The organism is Micromonospora sp. NPDC048930, assembly GCF_043197935.1.
Classification (GTDB): Bacteria; Actinomycetota; Actinomycetes; order Mycobacteriales; family Micromonosporaceae; genus Micromonospora.
In genome coordinates, this window is record NZ_JBICUB010000005.1 from 434,832 (window position 1) to 453,179 (window position 18,348).

The 18,348-nt window shown below is 75.8% G+C and carries 15 protein-coding genes; 10 read left to right on the plus strand and 5 right to left on the minus strand.

From position 1 onward, the window contains the following. The first annotated feature begins 11 nt into the window (after positions 1–11). The 4 genes from ACGFI9_RS16705 to ACGFI9_RS16720 all read left to right on the plus strand — a co-directional run bounded on the left by ACGFI9_RS16705 (position 12) and on the right by ACGFI9_RS16720 (position 5,368). Positions 12–1,757 carry a BTAD domain-containing putative transcriptional regulator gene (locus ACGFI9_RS16705; protein ID WP_393178840.1) on the plus strand — a complete coding sequence of 582 codons (1,746 nt, stop codon included), beginning with the start codon at positions 12–14 and terminating at the stop codon, positions 1,755–1,757. 37 nt (positions 1,758–1,794) lie between these two features. Then, positions 1,795–3,948 carry a DEAD/DEAH box helicase gene (locus ACGFI9_RS16710; RefSeq protein WP_393178841.1) on the plus strand — a complete coding sequence of 718 codons (2,154 nt, stop codon included), beginning with the start codon at positions 1,795–1,797 and terminating at the stop codon, positions 3,946–3,948. A 177-nt stretch (positions 3,949–4,125) separates the two neighbouring features. Further along, the gene (locus ACGFI9_RS16715) at positions 4,126–4,356 is read left to right on the plus strand and encodes a heavy-metal-associated domain-containing protein (RefSeq protein WP_393178842.1); all 231 of its coding nucleotides are present in this window, start codon (positions 4,126–4,128) and stop codon (positions 4,354–4,356) included. Next, positions 4,349–5,368 (plus strand): hypothetical protein, encoded by a 1,020-nt coding sequence (locus tag ACGFI9_RS16720; RefSeq protein WP_393178843.1) that lies wholly within the window; start codon positions 4,349–4,351, stop codon positions 5,366–5,368. Before ACGFI9_RS16715 ends, ACGFI9_RS16720 begins: the two co-directional genes overlap by 8 nt. A 4-nt stretch (positions 5,369–5,372) precedes the next feature. On the opposite strand, the gene ACGFI9_RS16725 is transcribed toward ACGFI9_RS16720, so the two are convergent. The 3 genes from ACGFI9_RS16725 to ACGFI9_RS16735 form a co-directional block, all read right to left on the minus strand. Further along, a complete protein-coding gene (locus tag ACGFI9_RS16725) occupies positions 5,373–5,792 on the minus strand; it encodes a helix-turn-helix domain-containing protein (protein WP_393178844.1) in 420 nt (139 codons plus the stop codon). 161 nt (positions 5,793–5,953) lie between these two features. Continuing rightward, a complete protein-coding gene (locus ACGFI9_RS16730) occupies positions 5,954–7,123 on the minus strand; it encodes a class I SAM-dependent methyltransferase (RefSeq protein WP_393178845.1) in 1,170 nt (389 codons plus the stop codon). A gap of 239 nt (positions 7,124–7,362) precedes the next feature. Next, entirely contained in the window at positions 7,363–9,009 is a 1,647-nt protein-coding gene (locus tag ACGFI9_RS16735; RefSeq protein ID WP_393178846.1) for a DEAD/DEAH box helicase, read from the minus strand. Positions 9,010–9,308: 299 nt separating this feature from the next. On the opposite strand from ACGFI9_RS16735, the gene ACGFI9_RS16740 reads away from it, so the two are divergent. After that, positions 9,309–9,953 (plus strand): ferritin-like fold-containing protein, encoded by a 645-nt coding sequence (locus ACGFI9_RS16740; RefSeq protein ID WP_393178847.1) that lies wholly within the window; start codon positions 9,309–9,311, stop codon positions 9,951–9,953. A 50-nt stretch (positions 9,954–10,003) separates the two neighbouring features. Here the strand turns inward: ACGFI9_RS16740 and ACGFI9_RS16745 are convergent, their stop codons facing one another. Together ACGFI9_RS16745 and ACGFI9_RS16750 are read right to left on the minus strand one after the other, a co-directional pair. Next, entirely contained in the window at positions 10,004–10,231 is a 228-nt protein-coding gene (locus ACGFI9_RS16745) for a DUF3107 domain-containing protein (RefSeq protein WP_302771394.1), read from the minus strand. Positions 10,232–10,296: 65 nt separating this feature from the next. Next, entirely contained in the window at positions 10,297–10,935 is a 639-nt protein-coding gene (locus ACGFI9_RS16750; RefSeq protein ID WP_074472473.1) for a TetR/AcrR family transcriptional regulator, read from the minus strand. A gap of 149 nt (positions 10,936–11,084) precedes the next feature. Here ACGFI9_RS16750 and ACGFI9_RS16755 point away from each other — a divergent pair, with 149 nt between their 5' ends. The 5 genes from ACGFI9_RS16755 to moeZ all read left to right on the plus strand — a co-directional run bounded on the left by ACGFI9_RS16755 (position 11,085) and on the right by moeZ (position 18,318). After that, positions 11,085–14,009: a hypothetical protein gene (locus ACGFI9_RS16755; protein ID WP_393178848.1), complete on the plus strand. Its 2,925-nt coding sequence runs from the start codon at positions 11,085–11,087 to the stop codon at positions 14,007–14,009. Between the two features lie 46 nt (positions 14,010–14,055). Further along, on the plus strand, positions 14,056–15,153 hold the full coding sequence (locus ACGFI9_RS16760; protein ID WP_393178849.1) for an alpha/beta fold hydrolase: 1,098 nt from the start codon (positions 14,056–14,058) through the stop codon (positions 15,151–15,153). Between the two features lie 5 nt (positions 15,154–15,158). Then, entirely contained in the window at positions 15,159–16,052 is an 894-nt protein-coding gene (locus tag ACGFI9_RS16765; protein ID WP_393178850.1) for a DUF3152 domain-containing protein, read from the plus strand. 77 nt (positions 16,053–16,129) lie between these two features. Next, positions 16,130–17,029 carry a DUF3152 domain-containing protein gene (locus ACGFI9_RS16770; RefSeq protein WP_393178851.1) on the plus strand — a complete coding sequence of 300 codons (900 nt, stop codon included), beginning with the start codon at positions 16,130–16,132 and terminating at the stop codon, positions 17,027–17,029. A gap of 41 nt (positions 17,030–17,070) precedes the next feature. Further along, a complete protein-coding gene (gene moeZ, locus ACGFI9_RS16775; RefSeq protein WP_393178852.1) occupies positions 17,071–18,318 on the plus strand; it encodes an adenylyltransferase/sulfurtransferase MoeZ in 1,248 nt (415 codons plus the stop codon). Positions 18,319–18,348: the final 30 nt, after the last annotated feature.

Genomic DNA, 18,348 nt, shown 5'->3' on the forward strand with positions numbered 1-18,348 from the left:
CGGAAAGTCGCATGTCAGGAACGCAGGTGCCGCCGGGCACGCCGGAACCAGCGCAGCTGCGTTTCGCGCTCCTCGGTCCCCATCGCGCCTGGTACGCCGACCGCCCGCTCGACCTCGGCCCCGGCAAGCAGCGCGCGGTGCTCGCCGTGCTGCTGCTCTCCGCCGGCCGTCCGGTGCCCACTGGGCAGATCGTCGACGCGGTCTGGCCGGAGGAGCCGCCCGCGAACGGCCCCAACGTGGTACAGAAGTACGTCGCCGGGCTGCGCCGGGTGCTCGAACCCGACCGATCCCCGCGTACGCCGGGGCAGGTGCTGACCCTGACCGACGCCGGATACCTGCTGCGGGTCCCGCCGGAGGCGGTGGACGCGGTCCGGTTCGAGCGCGGGGTACACCGGGCCCGGCAGGGGCACGCGGCGGGGCGTACGTCCGAGGCGCTGGCCGAGCTGACCGCCGCCTTGGAGCTCTGGCAGGGCGAGCCGTTCACCGGCTTCGCCGGGCCGTTCTTCGAAACCGCCCGGCACCGGCTGGTCGAAATGCGCGCCGTCGCCCTGGAGACCCGCGTCGAGCTGGAGCTGGCCAGCGGCCGGCACGGCGAACTGGTCGGCGAACTGGTCGAGCTGGTCCGCGAGTTCCCGGTACGGGAACGGCTGCGGCAGCAGCTGATGCTGGCGCTCTACCGCAGCGGACGGCAGGCGGAGGCGCTCGCCGCGTACCGGGAGTTCGCCGGGCTGCTGCGCGAGGAGTACGGCATCGAGCCCGGCGAGGTACTCCGGGAGCTGCACGGCCGGATGCTGCGGTCGGACCCGACGCTGCACCCGGCCCCGGTCGACGCCGGCCCGCCTGCTCGCCGGCCTCCCGGCGGGGAAATAACCGTCGCCACGACCGTGAGGCCCGCCGGGGAGCGGACGGCGGTGACGGAGCCGGACCGATCGGACGAGCGGCCCGTGGCCGAGCCACCCTCCGCGGCACCCGAGCCGCTCGCCGCACGGTCGGCTCCCGCACCGGTCGGGGCCGGCCCGCCGGGATTCCTCGTCGGGGTGCACCAGCCGTCCGGCGCAGGGTGGACGGAGCGGCGGTCGGCCCGGTGGGTACGCGTCGTCGCCACCGTCGCCGGCGTCTCCGCCGCGCTGCTGTCATTCGGCGTTCTCACCTGGGCGGTCGTCCTCGCGTACGCGTTGTGGCGGCGCAGTTGGCGCCTCGCGGTGGCCGGAGTCGGCTACTTCCTGCTCGTCGTCGGCCTGGCCGTCGTCACGCTTCAGGAGGTGCCGGACAACGAGGAACTCCCCGACTCGCAGTTCCTGTACCTGCTCGGCGCGACGGCGGTCTGCTGGCTGGTGGGGACCGTGCACGTGCTGCTGCTCAACCCGGACCTGTGGTCGGCGGTGAGCCGCCTGTTCTGGCGCGGCGGGCAGCGCGTCGCCGAGCAGCAACGGGTACGTCGGGAACAGGCCCGCTACCTGCTCCAGCACTACCCGGCGGCCCGGTACGAGCTGCGTATCGGCCGGCCCGACCTGCCCCGAACCTTCGACGACGGCGGTCTGGTCGACCTGAACGCGGTCCCGGACCAGGTGCTGGCCGGGCTGCCCGGACTGAGCGGCGAGCAGCGCCGGCAGGTCGCCGTCGACCGCTGGCTGCGCGGCCCGTACGGATCGCTGGAGGAACTGGGCGCACGCTGCCAACTGCCGCTCGCGGCGACCGAGCAGCTCCGGGACCTGCTGCTCTTCCTGCCGCCGCCGGCACCGAGCGGCCCTGCGTGATCCCGGCCGCCGGGCCGACGCCTGGTAGAAATGCCGGATGAGCCAGGATCGAGGGGCCGTACGGGAGCGGGCCGAGGCGGTGCTGCGGCGGCTGGCCGGTGACCACGCCCGGCTCCGCGACGACCAGTGGCGGGCCATCGAGGCCCTCGTCGTGGACCGGCGCCGGGTGCTCTGCGTCCAGCGCACCGGGTGGGGCAAGTCGGCGGTCTACTTCGTCGCCACCGCGCTGCTGCGCGAGGGCGGGGAGCACGGCCCGACGGTGATCGTCTCGCCGCTGCTGGCGTTGATGCGCAACCAGGTCGAGTCGGCCGCCCGGGCCGGCATCCGGGCCCGCACCATCAACTCGGCCAACCTCGACGAATGGGACGAGATCACCGCCGAGATCCACGCCGGCGCGGTCGACGTGCTGCTGATCAGCCCGGAACGGCTCAACAACCCGGACTTCCGGGACGGCGTACTGCCCAAGCTGGCCGCCACCACCGGCCTGCTGGTGGTGGACGAGGCGCACTGCGTCTCCGACTGGGGGCACGACTTCCGGCCCGACTACCGCCGGCTGCGTACCTTCCTGGCGGAGCTGCCCGAGCGGACGCCGGTGCTGGCCACCACCGCCACCGCCAACGCCCGGGTCACCCGGGACGTGGCCGAGCAGTTGGGCACCGAGCTGGCCGCTCCGGCCGCGGCGCGACCGGACGTCCTGGTGCTGCGGGGCAGCCTGGACCGGGAGTCGCTGCGGCTCGGCGTGGTCGACCTGCCCAGCCCGGCGCACCGGCTGGCCTGGCTCGCCGACCACCTGGACCGGCTCCCCGGCTCCGGCATCATCTACACGCTCACCGTGGCGGCGGCCGGCGAGACCGCCGAGTTCCTGCGCGCCCGGGGCTGGTCGGTGGCCGCGTACACCGGGCAGGCCGAGGACGCCGACCGGCGGGCCGCCGAGCAGGACCTGCTCGACAACAAGATCAAGGCGCTGGTCGCCACCAGCGCCCTCGGCATGGGCTTCGACAAGCCCGACCTCGGCTTCGTGGTGCACCTCGGCGCGCCACCCTCGCCGATCGCCTACTACCAGCAGGTCGGCCGCGCCGGCCGGGCCGTGGAACACGCCGAGGTGCTGCTGCTGCCCGGCGTCGAGGACGCGGCGATCTGGCGCTACTTCGCCTCGCTCGCCTTCCCGCCCGAGGAGCAGGTCCGGGCGGTGCTCGCCGCGCTGCACCCGGACCGCCCGATCTCCACCCAGGCCCTCGAACCGATCGTCGACCTGCGCCGGGCCCGGCTGGAGCTGATGCTCAAGGTGCTCGACGTGGACGGCGCGGTCCGCCGGGTGCGCGGCGGCTGGCTGGCCACCGGGGAGCCCTGGGTCTACGACGAGGCCCGGCTGCGCCGCGTCGTCCAGGCCCGCACCGCCGAGCAGCAGGCCATGCGGGAGTACGCGGCCACGTCCGGCTGCCGGATGCGCTACCTGCGGGAGTGCCTGGACGACACCGGGGCGGTCGACTGCGGCCGCTGCGACAACTGCGTCGGCCCGCTGTTCACCGCCGAGGTCTCCGACGCCGCCCTCACCGCCGCGCAGACGTTCCTCGGCCGGCCCGGCGTGGAGATCCCGCCGAAGAAGCTCTGGCCGACCGGCCTGGAGGCGGTGGGCGTACCCCTGAAGGGGCGCATCCCCCCGGCGGAGCAGGCGCTGCCGGGGCGGGCCGTGGGACGCCTCTCCGACCTGGGCTGGGGTGGGCGGCTGCGCGGCCTGGTCGGGCCCGAGGCGGCGGACGGCCCGGTCCCGGACGACGTGGCGGCGGCCGTGGTGGAGGTGTTGAAGGCCTGGGCGCACGGCGACGACCCCTGGCCACGCCGCCCCGTCGGGGTGGTCGCCGTGGCCTCCCGCACCCGCCCGGCGCTGGTCGGCTCGCTCGCCGAGCGGATCGCCGCCGTGGGCCGGCTGCCGCTGCTCGGCCGGGTCGTGCCGACCGGCCCGTCCGCCGGTGGCGGGCCGCGCGGCAACAGCGCCCAGCGGGTACGCGCGCTGCACGACTCCTTCGCCCTGCCCGACGAGCTGGCCGACGCCCTGGCCGGGCTGGACGGGCCGGTGCTGCTCGTCGACGACCTGGTCGACTCGGGCTGGACGCTGACCATGGTGGCCCGGCTGCTGCGCCGGGCCGGCGCCCCGGACGTGCTGCCCCTGGCCCTCGCGGTGGCCGGCTGAGGTTGTCGTCGACGGCTTCGGGGGCGTCAGCGGCGCCGAGCTGTTGTCGTCCGCGGGGCGGGGAAAGTTCCCGGGCCGGCGGGATTGCGAGAGTTGCCACGGTCACGGACCGTCCGCGGGCCGGCACTCCGGTCGCCGGTACCGTGATGCCATGAGCGAGCGCAGCGAGGTGACGGCATGACCGAGCAGCGACCCGTCGTCCAGATGTACGCCGTCACCGGGATGACCTGCGGGCACTGCGTGCGGGCGGTCACCGAGGAGCTCTCCGCCCTGCCCGGCGTCGAGCAGGTCGAGGTCGACCTGGCCGCCGGCACGGCCACGGTCATCAGCGCCGTGCCGCTGCCGGTGGAGATGGTCCGGGCCGCCGTCGACGAGGCCGGCTACGACCTGGCCGGCGGCGTTGCCTGAGTCGCCGTCCGCCGAGCTGGCCCGGTCCACCGGCGCGGAGCCGCCCGCCGCTGTGGAGTCGCCCGCCGTCGCGGAGTCGCCCGCCGACCCTCGTGCGCCCCTCGGCGTGGACCGGGGCACGCTGCGACTCGCCCTGGTGGTGGGCGGGCTGGTGATCGCCGTGCTGCTCGGCTTCGGCCTCGGCCGGCTGAACCCGCCGCCGAACGCCACGTCCGGCGGCGTCCCGGCGGCGGCCGCGGGACACACCCACGCCCCGGGCACCGGCGCGCACGCGCACGGCGGGGCCGACGTCACCCAGGCCGGCGGCGCCGACGCGGCGGGCCTGTCGATCAGCTCGGGTGGCTGGACCCTCGCCCCGTCGGCCGTGGAGTTCCCCGTCGGCCGGGCCGGTGAGCTGCGGTTCCAGATCCGGGACGAGCGGCGTCGGCCGGCCACCCGGTTCGCCGTCGTGCACGACAAGCCGATGCACCTGATCGTGGTGCGCCGCGACCTCACCGGCTACCGGCACCTGCACCCGACCATGGCGGCGGACGGCACCTGGTCGGTGCCGCTGACCCTGCCGGAGGCGGGCGTCTGGCGGGCGTACGCCGACTTCACCGTGGTCGCCGACGACGGCCGGCAGACCGCCGTCACCCTCGGCGTCGACCTGGCCGCGGCCGGCCCGTACGCGCCCCGGCCGCTGCCGGCCCCGGCCGCCTCGACCACGGTCGACGGGTTCACCGTCGACCACCAGGGCACCCCGAAGCCGGGGGAGAGCGTGCCGATGCGGTTCACCGTCCGGACCGGTGGTGCGCCCGCCCCGCTGGAGCGCTACCTGGGCGCGTACGGCCACCTGGTCGCGCTGCGCGAGGGGGACCTCGGTTACCTGCACGTACACCCCGACCCGCAGGTCGAGCCGGGCACCGTGACGTTCTGGACGACGGTGCCCGGGCCGGGCCGCTACCGGATGTTCCTCGACTTCCAGGTCGGCGGGGTGGTCCGCACCGCCGAGTTCACCCTGGTCATCGAGTGAGCGGTCAACCTGCCCGGCGGACCGGGCGGCGGGCCAGGTAGCGGAGCAGGTCGCGGATGTGGTGCTTCTCCTCCGCCGGCACGGTCGGGTCGGCCAGCCGCTCCAGGATCACCCGCACGTCCGCCTCCACCGGGGCGTCCTCGCCGCCGCGACGGCGGGGCACCGGACCGGCGTCGGGCAGGCCCAGGGCACGGAAGGCCGCCGCCACGGGCAGGTCGAGGGCGGCGCAGAAGCCGCGCACCTTGGCCAGCTCGGGGTAGTCCTGCCAGTCGCCGGCCAGCCAGCGGAAGACGGTGGAGCGCCCCACGCCGGTGTGCGTGGCCAGGTCGGTCACGGTCCAGCCGCGTGCCTCGCGGGCGTCGTCGATGGCGCGCCGGACGAAGCGCGCGAAGGCCATCTGTGGCGAAACGTCTGCCGAACCCATCCTGCGGGGTCATCCTTCCCGGCCGGAGCACCGGACGGTGCGCCTAAGAGGTTAGTACGGCCGGGTGCCGAAGTAACTGACTGATCGGTCGGAAGGTCCCGTGGTCGCGATCGGTTCGCTTGCCCCGCGTCAACTGTCGCGGCGGCGGCGTGACCGGTCCGCTAGGCGCTCCGCGCCGCCGCCGGCCCCGCCTCCGCGAGCAGCGTCTCCAGCCGGGGCGTGACGCCCCACTGGTCGATCAGCTCCCGGTACTCGGCGTGCTGGCCTGCGGTCGGCGCGCCGCCGGTCCGCCGGGCCCGGATCAGCAGGTTGCGCGGGGTGTGCGCGGAGTCGACGAACTCCACCACCTCGGTCCGGTACCCGTGCAGCCGGAGCAGCCCGGCGCGCAGCGCGTCGGTCAGCACGTCCGCGAACCGCTCGCGCAGGATGCCCTGCCGGGTGAGCAGCTCGTACGGCGCGGGCGCCGGTCGGGCCCGCAACTGGGCCGCCACGTCGTGGTGGCAGCACGGGGCGGCGAGCACCCAGCGGGCGCCCCACCGGACGGCACGGGCCAGCGCCTCGTCGGTCGCGGTGTCGCAGGCGTGCAGCGCGAGCACCAGGTCGGGGGCGGGCTCGACCACCGCGTCGGCGATGGTGCCGGCCACGAAGCGCACCCGGTCGGCCCAGCCCAGCCGCTCGGCCAGCTCGGTGTTGCGGCGGCGCTGGTCCTCCCGGACGTCCACGCCGACCAGTTCGACGTCCAGCCCGCGCCGCGCCAGGTACCGGTACGCGGCGAAGGTCAGGTACGCGTTGCCGCAGCCCAGGTCGACCACGCGCAGCGGCCCGGCGAGGTCGTCCGGCAGGGTGGCCGCCAGCGCGCGCAGGAACGCGTCCACCTGCCGGCGCTTGGCCGCCGAGCCGCCGATCTCGGCGAAGATCGGGTCGCCCGGGTCGAGCAGCCAGTCCTTGGCCCGGTCGTGGCCGCCCGGCTCGGGGGCGGGTCGGCTGGCCCCCGCCCGGTGCACCTGCGCCTCGCCCGACTTGGTCACCCGGAGCTGGAGCGTGGTGTCGGCCGTCTCCACGTGCCAGTTGCCGAAGGGCTCGGCGAGCAGCGCGTCGACGGCCGCGCCGGCCTCCGCGCCCGGTGCCACGTTCCGGGTGTACGGCCGGGTGCCGTCCGAGGTGGAGATCTGGAGCCGGGGGCCGGCCTTGAGGGTGACCGGGCGCAGTTCGGCCCGGACCACCGTGGGGCGCTGCCCGCGGCGTCGGCCGGCGGCGACCGCCCGGGTCAGGGCGGGGTCGAGCAGCAGCGCCCGCACCTCGGTCAGGGCGGTGTCCAACGGTTCCGGCATTGCTCCATCTTCCTCGTCGTCACGGGCAGCGGCCCCGGTGCACCCGCCCGGTCGTGTCGCGTCCATGGCTGCAGAGCAGCTCTGCAGCCACCGGCGCAGCGGTCGCGCGTGATGCACCCGGGTTGCGGAGAACCGGCAGGTCAACCGCGTCGGGAGGCCCCGGACTGCGGCGAGCGGAGTGGACAGGGGATGGACGACGGCCCTCGGACCGGGGTCCGAGGGCCGTCACTTTCCGCTTGTCAGTCGGCGGTCGCCTCGGCCGGCGTACCGGTGCCCGAACCACCGCCGCCACGACGGCGCCGGCGGCGACGCGGCTTGGGCGCCGACTCGCCTTCGGCGGCGGCGACCGGCTCGGCGCCGCCCTCGGTGGAGATCACCGCGGTCGGCTGCTCACCGGCGACCACCTCGCCGGCGCGGCGGCGCCGGCGGCGACGCGGGGTGCGGGTGCCCTCCTCGCCGGCGGCCTCGGCGGCCGGGTCGCCCTCGGCCGGCGCGGCGGCGTCGCCCTCGCGACCCCGGCGGCGCTCCCGGCCCCGGCCCTCGCCGCGCCGCGCGCCGCGCTCGCCCCGTCGGGACCGGCCGCCGCCCAGGTCCTCCTCGACCTCGGCGGACAGCCCGGCGCGGGTGCGCTCGGCGGTCGGCAGGGTGCCGGTGACCTCCCGGGAGATGTCCAGGTCGGTGTAGAGGTGCTCGGAGGTGTGGTACGTCTCCGGCGGCTCCGGCATGTCGAGGCCCAGGGTCTTGTCGATGATCCGCCAGCGGGGCATGTCGTCCCAGTCGACGAAGGTCACCGCGACACCGCTGGCGCCGGCGCGGCCGGTGCGACCGATCCGGTGGGTGTAGGTGTCCTGGTCCTCGGGGCAGTCGTAGTTGATGACGTGGGTGACCCCGGTGACGTCGATGCCGCGGGCGGCCACGTCGGTGGCGACCAGGGTGTCGATCTTGCCGGCGCGGAACGCGCGCAGCGCCCGCTCCCGGGCGCCCTGGCCCAGGTCGCCGTGCACGGCGGCGACCGCGAAGCCGCGGAAGTCGAGGTCCTCGGCGACCCGGTCGGCGGCCCGCTTGGTGCGGGTGAAGATCATGGTCAGGCCGCGCCCCTCCGCCTGGAGGATCCGCGCCACGATCTCGACCTTGTTCAGCGAGTGGGTGCGGTAGGCCAGCTGCTGGGTCTGCGGCGACGGGCCGGTCTCGGCGGTGTGCCCGGCGTGGATGGTCACCGGGCGGCGCAGGAAGCGCCGGGACAGCGCGACGATCGGGTCCGGCATGGTGGCCGAGAAGAGCATGGTCTGCCGGTCCTCCGGCAGCATCGCCAGGATCTTCTCGACGTCGTCCAGGAAGCCCAGGTCGAGCATCCGGTCCGCCTCGTCGAGCACCAGCGCGTGCACCCGGTCGAGCCGCAGGTGCTTCTGCTTGGCCAGGTCCAGCAGCCGGCCCGGGGTGCCGACCAGGATCTCGACGCCCTTGCGCAGCGCCTCGATCTGCGGCTCGTACGCCACGCCGCCGTAGATCGGCAGCACGCGCACGCCGCGGGTGCGGCCAGCGGCGTCCAGGTCCTTGGCGACCTGGATGCCCAGCTCACGGGTGGGGACGACGACCAGCGCCTGGGGCAGGCCGTCGCTGCCCTCGGACGGGGCGAAGACCCGCTCCAGCAGCGGGATCCCGAAGCCGAGGGTCTTGCCGGTGCCGGTCGGCGCCTGGCCGATCAGGTCGACGCCGCGCAGCGCGATCGGCAGCGCGTACTCCTGGATGGCGAAGGCGCGGGTGATGCCGGCGGCGGCCAGGGCCTCTACGGTCTCCTGACGGGCGCCGAGCGCGGCGAAGGTGGGAGCTTCCGGACGGACCGGAGCGGTGGCCGCCAGCGGCTGGCCTTGAATCTGCTCGCTCATATGGATGTGGGGGTGCCCTCTCGTGGTGCGCCCCTCATGTCCTCAGGGCGCGATCGGTATGGCGCGGGCCACACGGTCGGGGGCGGTACGCCGAGCCGGACCGGGCCGCACGCGCGCCGGGGACCGGCGGTGATCAGCTGAGCTGTCGAACAGCGGTGCTGACCGGATCGGTGCCCACGGCAACTGTCTCATCCTACCTGAACCAGCCCTGGGGAGTCCTCATTCCGGGTGACCGGCCGACGCCCGGGGGTGATTGGTGTGACCTGGACCACAGATCATCGGGGCGGTAGCCTGCCCTGGTGCCCGCCCCTGACCCCGCCGTCGTCGATCTGCTCGGCCTCGTCGCGTACGGCGAACTGCTCGCCTTCGACCGGCTCGCCGCCGACGCCCGCCTCGCCCCCGACCTGCGTCGCCGGGCGGCGCTCTGCGAGATGGCCGCCGCCGAGATCGCGCACTACCGGTGGATCGCCGACCGGATCACCGCCCTCGGCGCGACGCCCGACGACGCCATGGCCCCGTACGCCGAGGCGCTGGAGGCGTACCACGACTCGACCGAGCCGAAGGACTGGCTGGAGGCGCTGACCAAGGCGTACGTCGGGGACGCGATCACCGACGACTTCCTGCGGGAGATCGCCGACGGGCTGGACGGGCGCGACCGCCAGCTCATCCTCGACGTGCTGCACGACTCCCGGTACGCCGAGTTCGCCGCCGCCGAGATCCGGGCGGCCATCGAGGCCGACCCGCGGGTGGCCAACCGGCTCTCCATGTGGGCGCGGCGGCTGGTCGGGGAGGCGCTCTCTCAGGCCGGGCGGGTCGCCGCCGCCGACCGGGGCGCGCTCACCGCGCTGATCGCCCGCCGGGAGGGTGTCGACGTGCCGGCGCTGTTCCGCCGGCTGACCGACGCGCACAGCGCGCGGATGACGGCCGCGGGGCTGAACAACTGAGCCCGGCGCCGCCGTGGCGGGCGCCCCGCCACGGCGGCGCCGGCAGGGAATCAGCGGACGGTGAACCCGACCGCGCGGGGCGCGGCCTCCGCGATCTCGACGTAGGCGACCTTGCCGACCGGCACGATGACCCGCCGGCCCTTCTCGTCGGTCAGGGAGAGGGTGCCCTCACCCTTGGCGACGGCGTCGGTCACGATCTGCTCGATCTCGGCCGGCGACTGCGCGCTCTCCAGGACCAGCTCCCGCGGCGCGTACTGCACGCCGATCTTGACCTCCACTGTGCCTCCTCAACTGGGGCGAAAAAGCCGCCGTGGGAAGGCTATCCGATCTGGCGGCCCGATGTTCAGGCTGACTCACCTTGCAGCGGGAAGCTGGCGATACCGCGCCAGGAGAGGGCCGCGACCAGCGCCTCGGCCTCCGCCTTGGGCACCTGCCGGCCCCCGGCCAGCCAGAACTGGGCGGCCGTCTCCGCCGCCCCGACCAGGCCGGAGGCGAGCAGCTCGGCGTGCGCCCGACTGACGCCGGTGTCCGAGATGATGGTGTCGGTGATCGCGGCGATGCAGCCCTGCTCGACCCGCTCCACCCGCTGCCGGACCGCCGGGTCGTTGCGCAGGTCCGACTCGAAGACCAGCCGGAAGGCCTCGCTCTCGTGGTCGACGAAGTCGAAGTACGCGCGCACCGAGGCGCCGACCCGCTCCTTGTTGTCGTTGGTGCCGCGCATCGCGTCGTGCACCTTGGCCACGATGGCGTCGCAGTGCGTGTCCAGCAGCGCCAGGTAGAGCTCCATCTTGCCCGGGAAGTGCTGGTAGAGCACGGGCTTGGAGACCCCCGCGCGCTCGGCGATGTCGTCCATCGCGGCGGCGTGGTAGCCCTGCGCGACGAACACCTCCTGAGCGGCCGCGAGCAGCTGCTTGCGTCGGGCCGAGCGGGGCAGGCGGGTGGGCCGGCCGGCGGTCTGTGCACCGTTCCCCACAGCGGTCATGGGAACCTCCGAGTTTCTTCGTACGAGCCGGCACTTATCACCCGAACCGGTCGGGGCTCGTGAACCCGTCCCGGAATTGGCCCGCCGCTGTAACTTATCGCCACTGTCACCACACGGTAGCCTCAGCGGGGGCGACCAAGGAGCGCGCGGTGAGTGAATCAGGGCAACCCGGAGCCGCCACCCCGGGAGAGCACGGCGACGGGACGGGTCAGCACGACGACCTGGCCCGCACCGGCAGCGGGTGGGCGCCCCCGGCCACCGGCTGGGCCCGCGGCGCGCCGGCACCCGGCGGCTGGCCCCGGTCCGACCTGGCCGGCTGGGCCACCTCGTCACCCCGCCACGGCGACCTCCCGGCCCCGCTGCCGGGGCTGCCCGCCGCGGAGCCGTCGGCCCGGGTCAACGGCCACCACGTCAACGGCGTGTCGCACGCCGGGGAGGAGTCGCCCGTGACCCGCCAGGCGCCGGTGAGTGCTCCGCCCCTCGACGAGCCCCGCCGCGAGACCGACGGCGACCGGCTGGTCGTACCGGCCCAGCGGCCGGCGCCCGCGGTGGAGCAGCCGGCCGCCGACGCGGAGTCCGGGCCGGCCCGGCACGCTTCCGACGAGCCGCCGGCGGGCCCCGCCCCGTACCGGGCGGAGGGCGGCGTCCCGTCGTCCGCACCCCCGGCCCTCCAGGTGCCCCCGGTCGGCGCCGCCGCCTCCGGCTTCGAGGTGCCACCCGGGTTCCACGCCCCCTCCGTCGAGCGGGCCGCCGCCGACGAGCCCCCGTCGCTCTCCCGCGGGTGGGCCGACCGCCACCAGACCGAGCCGCCCTCGCTCTCCCGGGGCTGGGCCGAGCCCTCCGCTCCGACGCCCCCCACGGAACAGGACTGGTCCGACCGCCCCGCCTCCGCGCCGCCCGCCGGCCGGGACTGGTCCGACCGCCCCGCCTCGGCGCCGCCCGCCGGTCGGGACTGGGCCGACCGTCCCGCCTCGGCGCCCCCGGCCGGGCCGGTCGCCGAACAGGGCTGGGCCGGCGGTCCCGCCTCCGCGCCGCCCGCGGATCGCGACGCGGGACCGGGCGAGGACCGCCGCGCCGAGCAGCCGCGGGCCATGAACGCCGACGACCGGGCGGCCGGGCCGGCGAACGAGCGCCGGGCCGCGCCCGCCGACGAGCCGGGTTGGTCCCGCGCGAGCTGGAACCGGCCGAGCTGGGGCGGCGGCTGGGCACCACCGTGGGCCCGCGAGGAGGAGCCGGCCGCCCGACCGACCCGCGAGGACGAGACCGTCGGCCGCCGCGCCGCCGAACCCGAGCCGGTCGGCCGTCGCGCCGAGGAGGAGTTGCCGGGCCGCCGCGCCGCAGACGCGGAGCCGGTCGGTCGCCGGGCAGCCGAGGCGGAGCCGGTGGGCCGTGACCACCGGGAGGACGGGCCGGTCGGTCGCCGGGCCCGCGACGAGCGGGCCGCCGAGTGGGCGCCCGAGCCGGCGCGGCCGTACGAGCCGGCGCGCGCCGAGCAGTTCCCGGCGTACGAGCCGTCCCGGGGCAACCCTGAGCCGCACCCGGTGCCCGAGCCGGCCGCCCGGGAGACCCCCGAACGGCCCGCCTGGGCCGGGCCGCCCGTCCCGGTGACCCCGTTCAGCGCACCGCCGCACGCCGCACCGACCAGCGCCCCACCCGTGCCCCGGGAGACGTCCGCCGGCGCCCCGTCCGGGTACGCGGGTGGCACCCGGCGGGCGGAGGAGCGCGACGGCACGTCGTACCGGCCGCGGGGCGTGGCCGAGGAGGCCGGCGAGCGGCCCGGCCAGCCGCCGACCCCGGAGGGCCAGGTCTCTGCCACGAGCGGGCCGGCCCGATTCGACCGCACCCCCGCGTCCACTCCGACGAGCGCGCCCGCCTACGCGGCCCGCCGGTCCGCCCCGGATCCGGTGCCGCCGGCCGAGCCGGTCGCCGACCACCGGCCGGCCGAGCCCGCGGCGGTGCTGCCGCAGCGCGTCCCCGCCGAACCTGACGTGCCCGTCGTGCCGGAGCCGCCAGCCGTGGAACCGTCCGCCGAGACCCCGGAACTCGCCCGCATCGCCACCCACCTGCGCCGTGACGACGAGCCCGCGCCGCTGCGGGAACGGCCCGAGGGCTTCGACGTCAACGCGATCCTCGACGCCGTCCGCGAGGTGCCCGGCGTCCGGGACGCGGCGTTGCGCCGTACCCCCGCCGGGGCGCACAGCCTCCGGCTCGACCTGGCCGACGGCGCCGACCCGGCCGAGGTGAGCCGGGTGGTGGCCCGCCTGCTCCAGGAGCGGATGGGCCTGGCCGCCGCCCCGCAGAACCTGCCCGGCGCGCCGGCCACCCCGGCGCCCCCGGTCCGCCGCCGCTCGGCCGCGTCGCGGGCCGCCGAGCCGCGGCCGGCGGAGGACCGGCCGACCGAGGTACGGGAGGGGCGCCCCGCCGCGCCCGAGTCCCGCACCGGCCGGCTGGTCGAGCGGCCGGCCGAGGAGGGCGTCGAGCCGCCGCGCCGCCGCCGGCAGGCCGCCCCGCACCGGGGCCGCGCCGCGGTGGAGGAGTCCTCCCTGGCCACCGCCCCGGCCGGTGGGGCCACCGGCAGCCCGGCGACGGTCGGTACGTCGTACTCCGGTGGCCAGATGACCACGACGGAGACCGCGCCCTCGCGACCGCTGGACACCGGCGGCGCGCCGGGGCCCCGGGTGGTGATCGACCACGTCCAGGTGAGCACCTTCGGTCTCGACGCGACCGTCGAGGTACGCCTCATCGCGGGCGACCGGACGGCCGAGGGTCACGCCACCGGGCCGGCCGTGGACGGGTACGTGCTCCGGCTCTGCGCGGTGGCCGCCGCGGCGGCGGTGGACGAGCTGCTCGGGCGGGCCGCGTCGACCGCGGAGCGGGGCCGCTGCTTCGTGGAGCACGCGGCCGTGCTGCCGTTCGGCAACTGCGAGGTGGCCACCGTGGTGGTGCTGCTGGTCTGCGACGGCTGGGTGGAGCAGCTCGCCGGCTCGGCCCTGGTCGCCGGTGACCCCCGGCAGGCGATGGTCCGGGCGACCCTGGCGGCGGTGAACCGCCGGCTGGAGGCCCTGCTGGCCTGACCGGGAGCCGGTGTTGGGTGGGGTCACGGCGGGAAGACTGGATGCCATGAAGCCCGCCTCCCTCTGGCCGGACGACCGCCTGCCCGCGCACGACGTCCCGCCACCCTGGCCCGGCCGGGCGGTACGCCTCGACGGCACGGTCACGTACGTCCGGGACACCCCGGCCACCGGTCCGGACGCCGAGCCGGCGCTGTACGTGCACGGCCTCGGCGGCTCGTCGCAGAACTGGACGGACCTGGCCGGGCTGCTCGCCGACCGGCTCGACGGGCAGGCGATCGACCTGCCCGGCTTCGGTCGCAGCGAGCCCGGCCGGCGGTACACCATCCCGGCCTTCGCCGACCGGGTGGTCCGCTGGATCGAGCACAGCGAGCGGGGTCCGGTGCACCTGTTCGGCAACTCGCTGGGCGGGGCGGTCTCGGTCCGGGTGGCGGCGCTGCGGCCGGACCTGGTCCGCACCCTGACCCTGGTCTCCCCGGCGCTGCCGTTCCTCGACTTCCGCCGCTCGTTGCAGGGGCGGATGCTGCCGCTGCTGGCGATCCCCCGGGGCGAGCGGCTGGCCGCCTGGCGGCTGGCCCAGCTCGCCCCGGAGGTGATGGCCCAGCAGGTGATGGAGGCGTGCATCGCCGACCTGACCCGGATCAGCGAGCAGCGCCGGCAGGAGGCGGTCGAGGAGATCCGGATCCGCTACCAGGCGGCCCACTACGCCGCCGCGTACGTCCGGACATTCCGGGGTCTGGTCGCCAGCTTCCTGCGGTCGTACCTGCCGGGACCGAACTCGCTGTGGCGGCTGGCCGCCGGCCTGCGGGTGCCCACGCTGGTGGTGGGGGGACGGGCGGACCGGCTGGTCGACGTCCGGGTGGCGCCGCAGGCCGCCCGGGTGATCCCGGACAGCCGGCTGCTGATGCTCGACGGGGTCGGCCACGTCGCCCAGCTGGAGGTCCCCCGCACGGTGGCCCGGGCGGTGCTGGCCCTGCTCGCGGAGACCCGGGACGACCCGGTGCCGGCCGGGACGCGCGAGGACGGGTTGCCGGCCGGGACGCGGGACGGCGCGGTCGTCGCCATGCTGGGGCCCGCCGACACGCCCGACGGTGACCTGCTCAGCGGTACGGAGGAGGGTGCTCGACCCCGCGACATGGCAGGCTGAGCCGGATGCCCACCGCCACCCGTCCGCGCCGCGCCGCCGGCCGATCCGCCCCCGCCCGTCCTGCCGGTCGCCGCCGACCGGTGATCGTGGTGCTCGCGTTCCTGGCCGCCGCCGGGGCTTCCGTCGCGGTGGCGGTGCAACGGCCGTCCGCCGGGGCCGAGGTGCTGGTCAGTGACGGGTCGGCGGGCCAGCCGTCCGGGCCGTCGAGCGCCCCGCCGACGCCGTCGGCGAGCCCCTCGCCGAGCCTGTCGCCGAGCCCCGAGCCGACCACGCCCGCGCCGGTGCTGGCCCTGCCCGGCCCGGTGCCCGCGCACGGCGCGGGCAGCTTCGCGTACGACGACCGGCCGGGGGCGGTGCTGGGCCGGGCGGGGGCGGTGCGCCGGTTCCGGGTGGCGGTGGAGAACGGCTCGGGCGAGGAGGTCCACGCCTTCGGCGACACCGTGCAGCGGGCGCTCGCCGGGCCGGGGAGCTGGGTGGACGGTGGCGGGGTGCGGTTGCAGCGGGTCGCTCCGGGGGCCCGGTACGACTTCACCGTCTACCTGGCCACCCGGGACACCGCCGGGCGGTTGTGCCGGCGTGGGGGCATCGACATCCGCAAGGGCGGCGTGCCGTACACCTCCTGCCGGGTGCCCGGCAAGGTGGTGATCAACCTGGACCGCTGGCGTACCTCGGCGCCGCATCTGGTGGCGGCCGGGCTGCCGCTGGAGACGTACCGGCTCTACGTGATCAACCACGAGGTCGGGCACCAGTTGGGGCACCACCACGAGGGCTGTCCGGCCGCCGGCCGGCCGGCGCCGGTGATGCAGCAGCAGACCCTCTTCCTCGGCGGCTGCCGGCCGAACCCGTGGCCGTACCTGAACGGGCGACGGTACAGCGGCCCGCCGACCTGGAAGCCCTGATCGTGGCGATGAGAAGTATTTCGCGGAGCTAACGGCAAAAGCGACTAAATGCCCGAATTGCATGGCACGCTGATGTCATGACGCCGTCGTCCCCTTCCGACCCGCCTGCCGAGTCCGGCCCGCCGGCGGAGCCCGGGCCGCCGGCCCCGGCCGTCCGGCCCGTCCGGCTCGACTTCGACCGCCCGCCGGCCCACCCCGCCGCGCCCGTCCGCCCCGCGCTGCGCCGGATGCGGCGTCGCCGGCGGCGTACCGTCCTGCTCCTGGTCGTCCTGCTCGCGGCCGGCGGGGCCGCGGTGGGCCTGAGCGGGCTGGTCCGCCGGGCCACCGACCCGCCGGCGGCCCCGGTGGCCGCGGCCCGCAGCGCGCGGCTGGGGGACGACGGCGGGGCGGAGGCGAGGGGGTATCCGACCGCCGGCTCCGGACGCTTCGTCGCGGCCGGGAGCGACTCGCCGGTGCGCGGGTACGAGGGGCCGCTGCGCCGCTACCGGGTTGAGGTGGAGCAGGGCGCCGGCCAGGACGTCGACGAGTTCGCCGGCACCGTGGACGCGGTCCTCGGCGACCCGCGGAGCTGGATCGCCTCGCGGGACCTGCGGGTGCAGCGGGTGTCCGTGGCGGCCGCCGCCGACTTCACCGTCTATCTGGCCACCCCGGCCACGTCCGAGCGGATGTGCGCCGAGGGCGGCCTGAGCACCGAGCGGTACACCTCCTGCCGGCTGCCCGGGCGGGTGATCATCAACCTGGCCCGCTGGATGGAGTCGGTGCCGGACTACGGGGCGCCGCTGGAGGTCTACCGGATGTACGTGATCAACCACGAGGTCGGCCACGAGTTCGGCCAGTTCCACCAGGCCTGCCCCCGGCCCGGCGCGCCCGCCCCGGTGATGCAGCAGCAGACGTACGGGTTGGACGGCTGTGTCGCCAACGCCTGGCCGTACCTGGACGGGGCGCGCTACGAGGGGGAGCCCATCGACGGGCTCTGAATTATTCCCGCTCCCGCATGTCGGGCGACGTGTCCCTCATCATGGCCAATCCCCACCACGGCGAGCGACAATGGCGCGGTCCCACCGCCGATCCCGGGGAGTCCACCGTGTCGTTGCCCCCGCTCGTCGAGCCCGCCGCCGAGCTGACCGTAGACGAGATCCGTCGCTACTCGCGCCACCTGATCATCCCGGACGTCGGGGTCGAGGGGCAGAAGCGGCTGAAGAACGCCCGGGTGCTCTGCGTGGGCGCCGGTGGTCTCGGCTCGCCGGCCCTGATGTACCTCGCCGCCGCCGGCGTCGGCACGCTCGGCATCATCGACTTCGACACCGTCGACGAGTCCAACCTCCAGCGGCAGATCATCCACGGCGTCTCCGACGTGGGCCGGTCCAAGGCCGAGTCGGCCGCCGCCTCGATCCGTGAGATCAACCCGCTGGTCAACGTGGAGATCCACGACACCGCGCTGGACCGGGACAACGTCCGGGAGATCTTCTCCCAGTACGACCTGATCGTCGACGGCACCGACAACTTCGCCACCCGCTACATGGTGAACGACGCGGCGGTGCTGCTCGGCAAGCCGTACGTCTGGGGGTCGATCTACCGGTTCGACGGCCAGGCGTCGGTGTTCTGGGCCGAGCACGGCCCCTGCTACCGCTGCCTCTACCCGGAGCCCCCGCCGCCCGGCATGGTCCCGTCCTGCGCCGAGGGTGGCGTGCTCGGCGTGCTCTGCGCGTCCATCGGTTCGATCCAGGTCAACGAGGCGATCAAGCTGCTGGCCGGCATCGGCGAGCCGCTGGTTGGCCGGCTGATGGTCTACGACGCCCTGGAGATGAGCTACCGCAAGATCAAGGTTCGCAAGGACCCGAACTGCGCGCTCTGCGGCGAGAACCCGACGGTCACCGACCTGCTGGAGGACTACGAGGACTTCTGCGGTGCGGTCTCCGTCGAGGCGCAGGAGGCGGTGGTCGACTCCACCATCACCGCGCTGGAGCTGAAGGAGTGGCAGGACGCCGGCAAGGACATCTTCCTGATCGACGTCCGCGAGCCCGCCGAGTACGAGATCGTCCGGATCCCCGGCTCGACCCTGATCCCCAAGGGCGAGATCATCTCCGGCGAGGCGCTGGCCCGGCTCCCGCAGGACAAGCAGATCGTGCTGCACTGCAAGTCCGGCGTCCGCTCCGCCGAGGCGCTCGCCGCGCTGAAGGCGGCCGGGTTCAAGGACGCCGTGCACGTCCAGGGCGGGGTGCTCTCCTGGGTCAAGCAGATCGACCCGTCGCTGCCCGCGTACTGAGCCCGCGCGGAAGGGCCCTCCCGGTGGCCG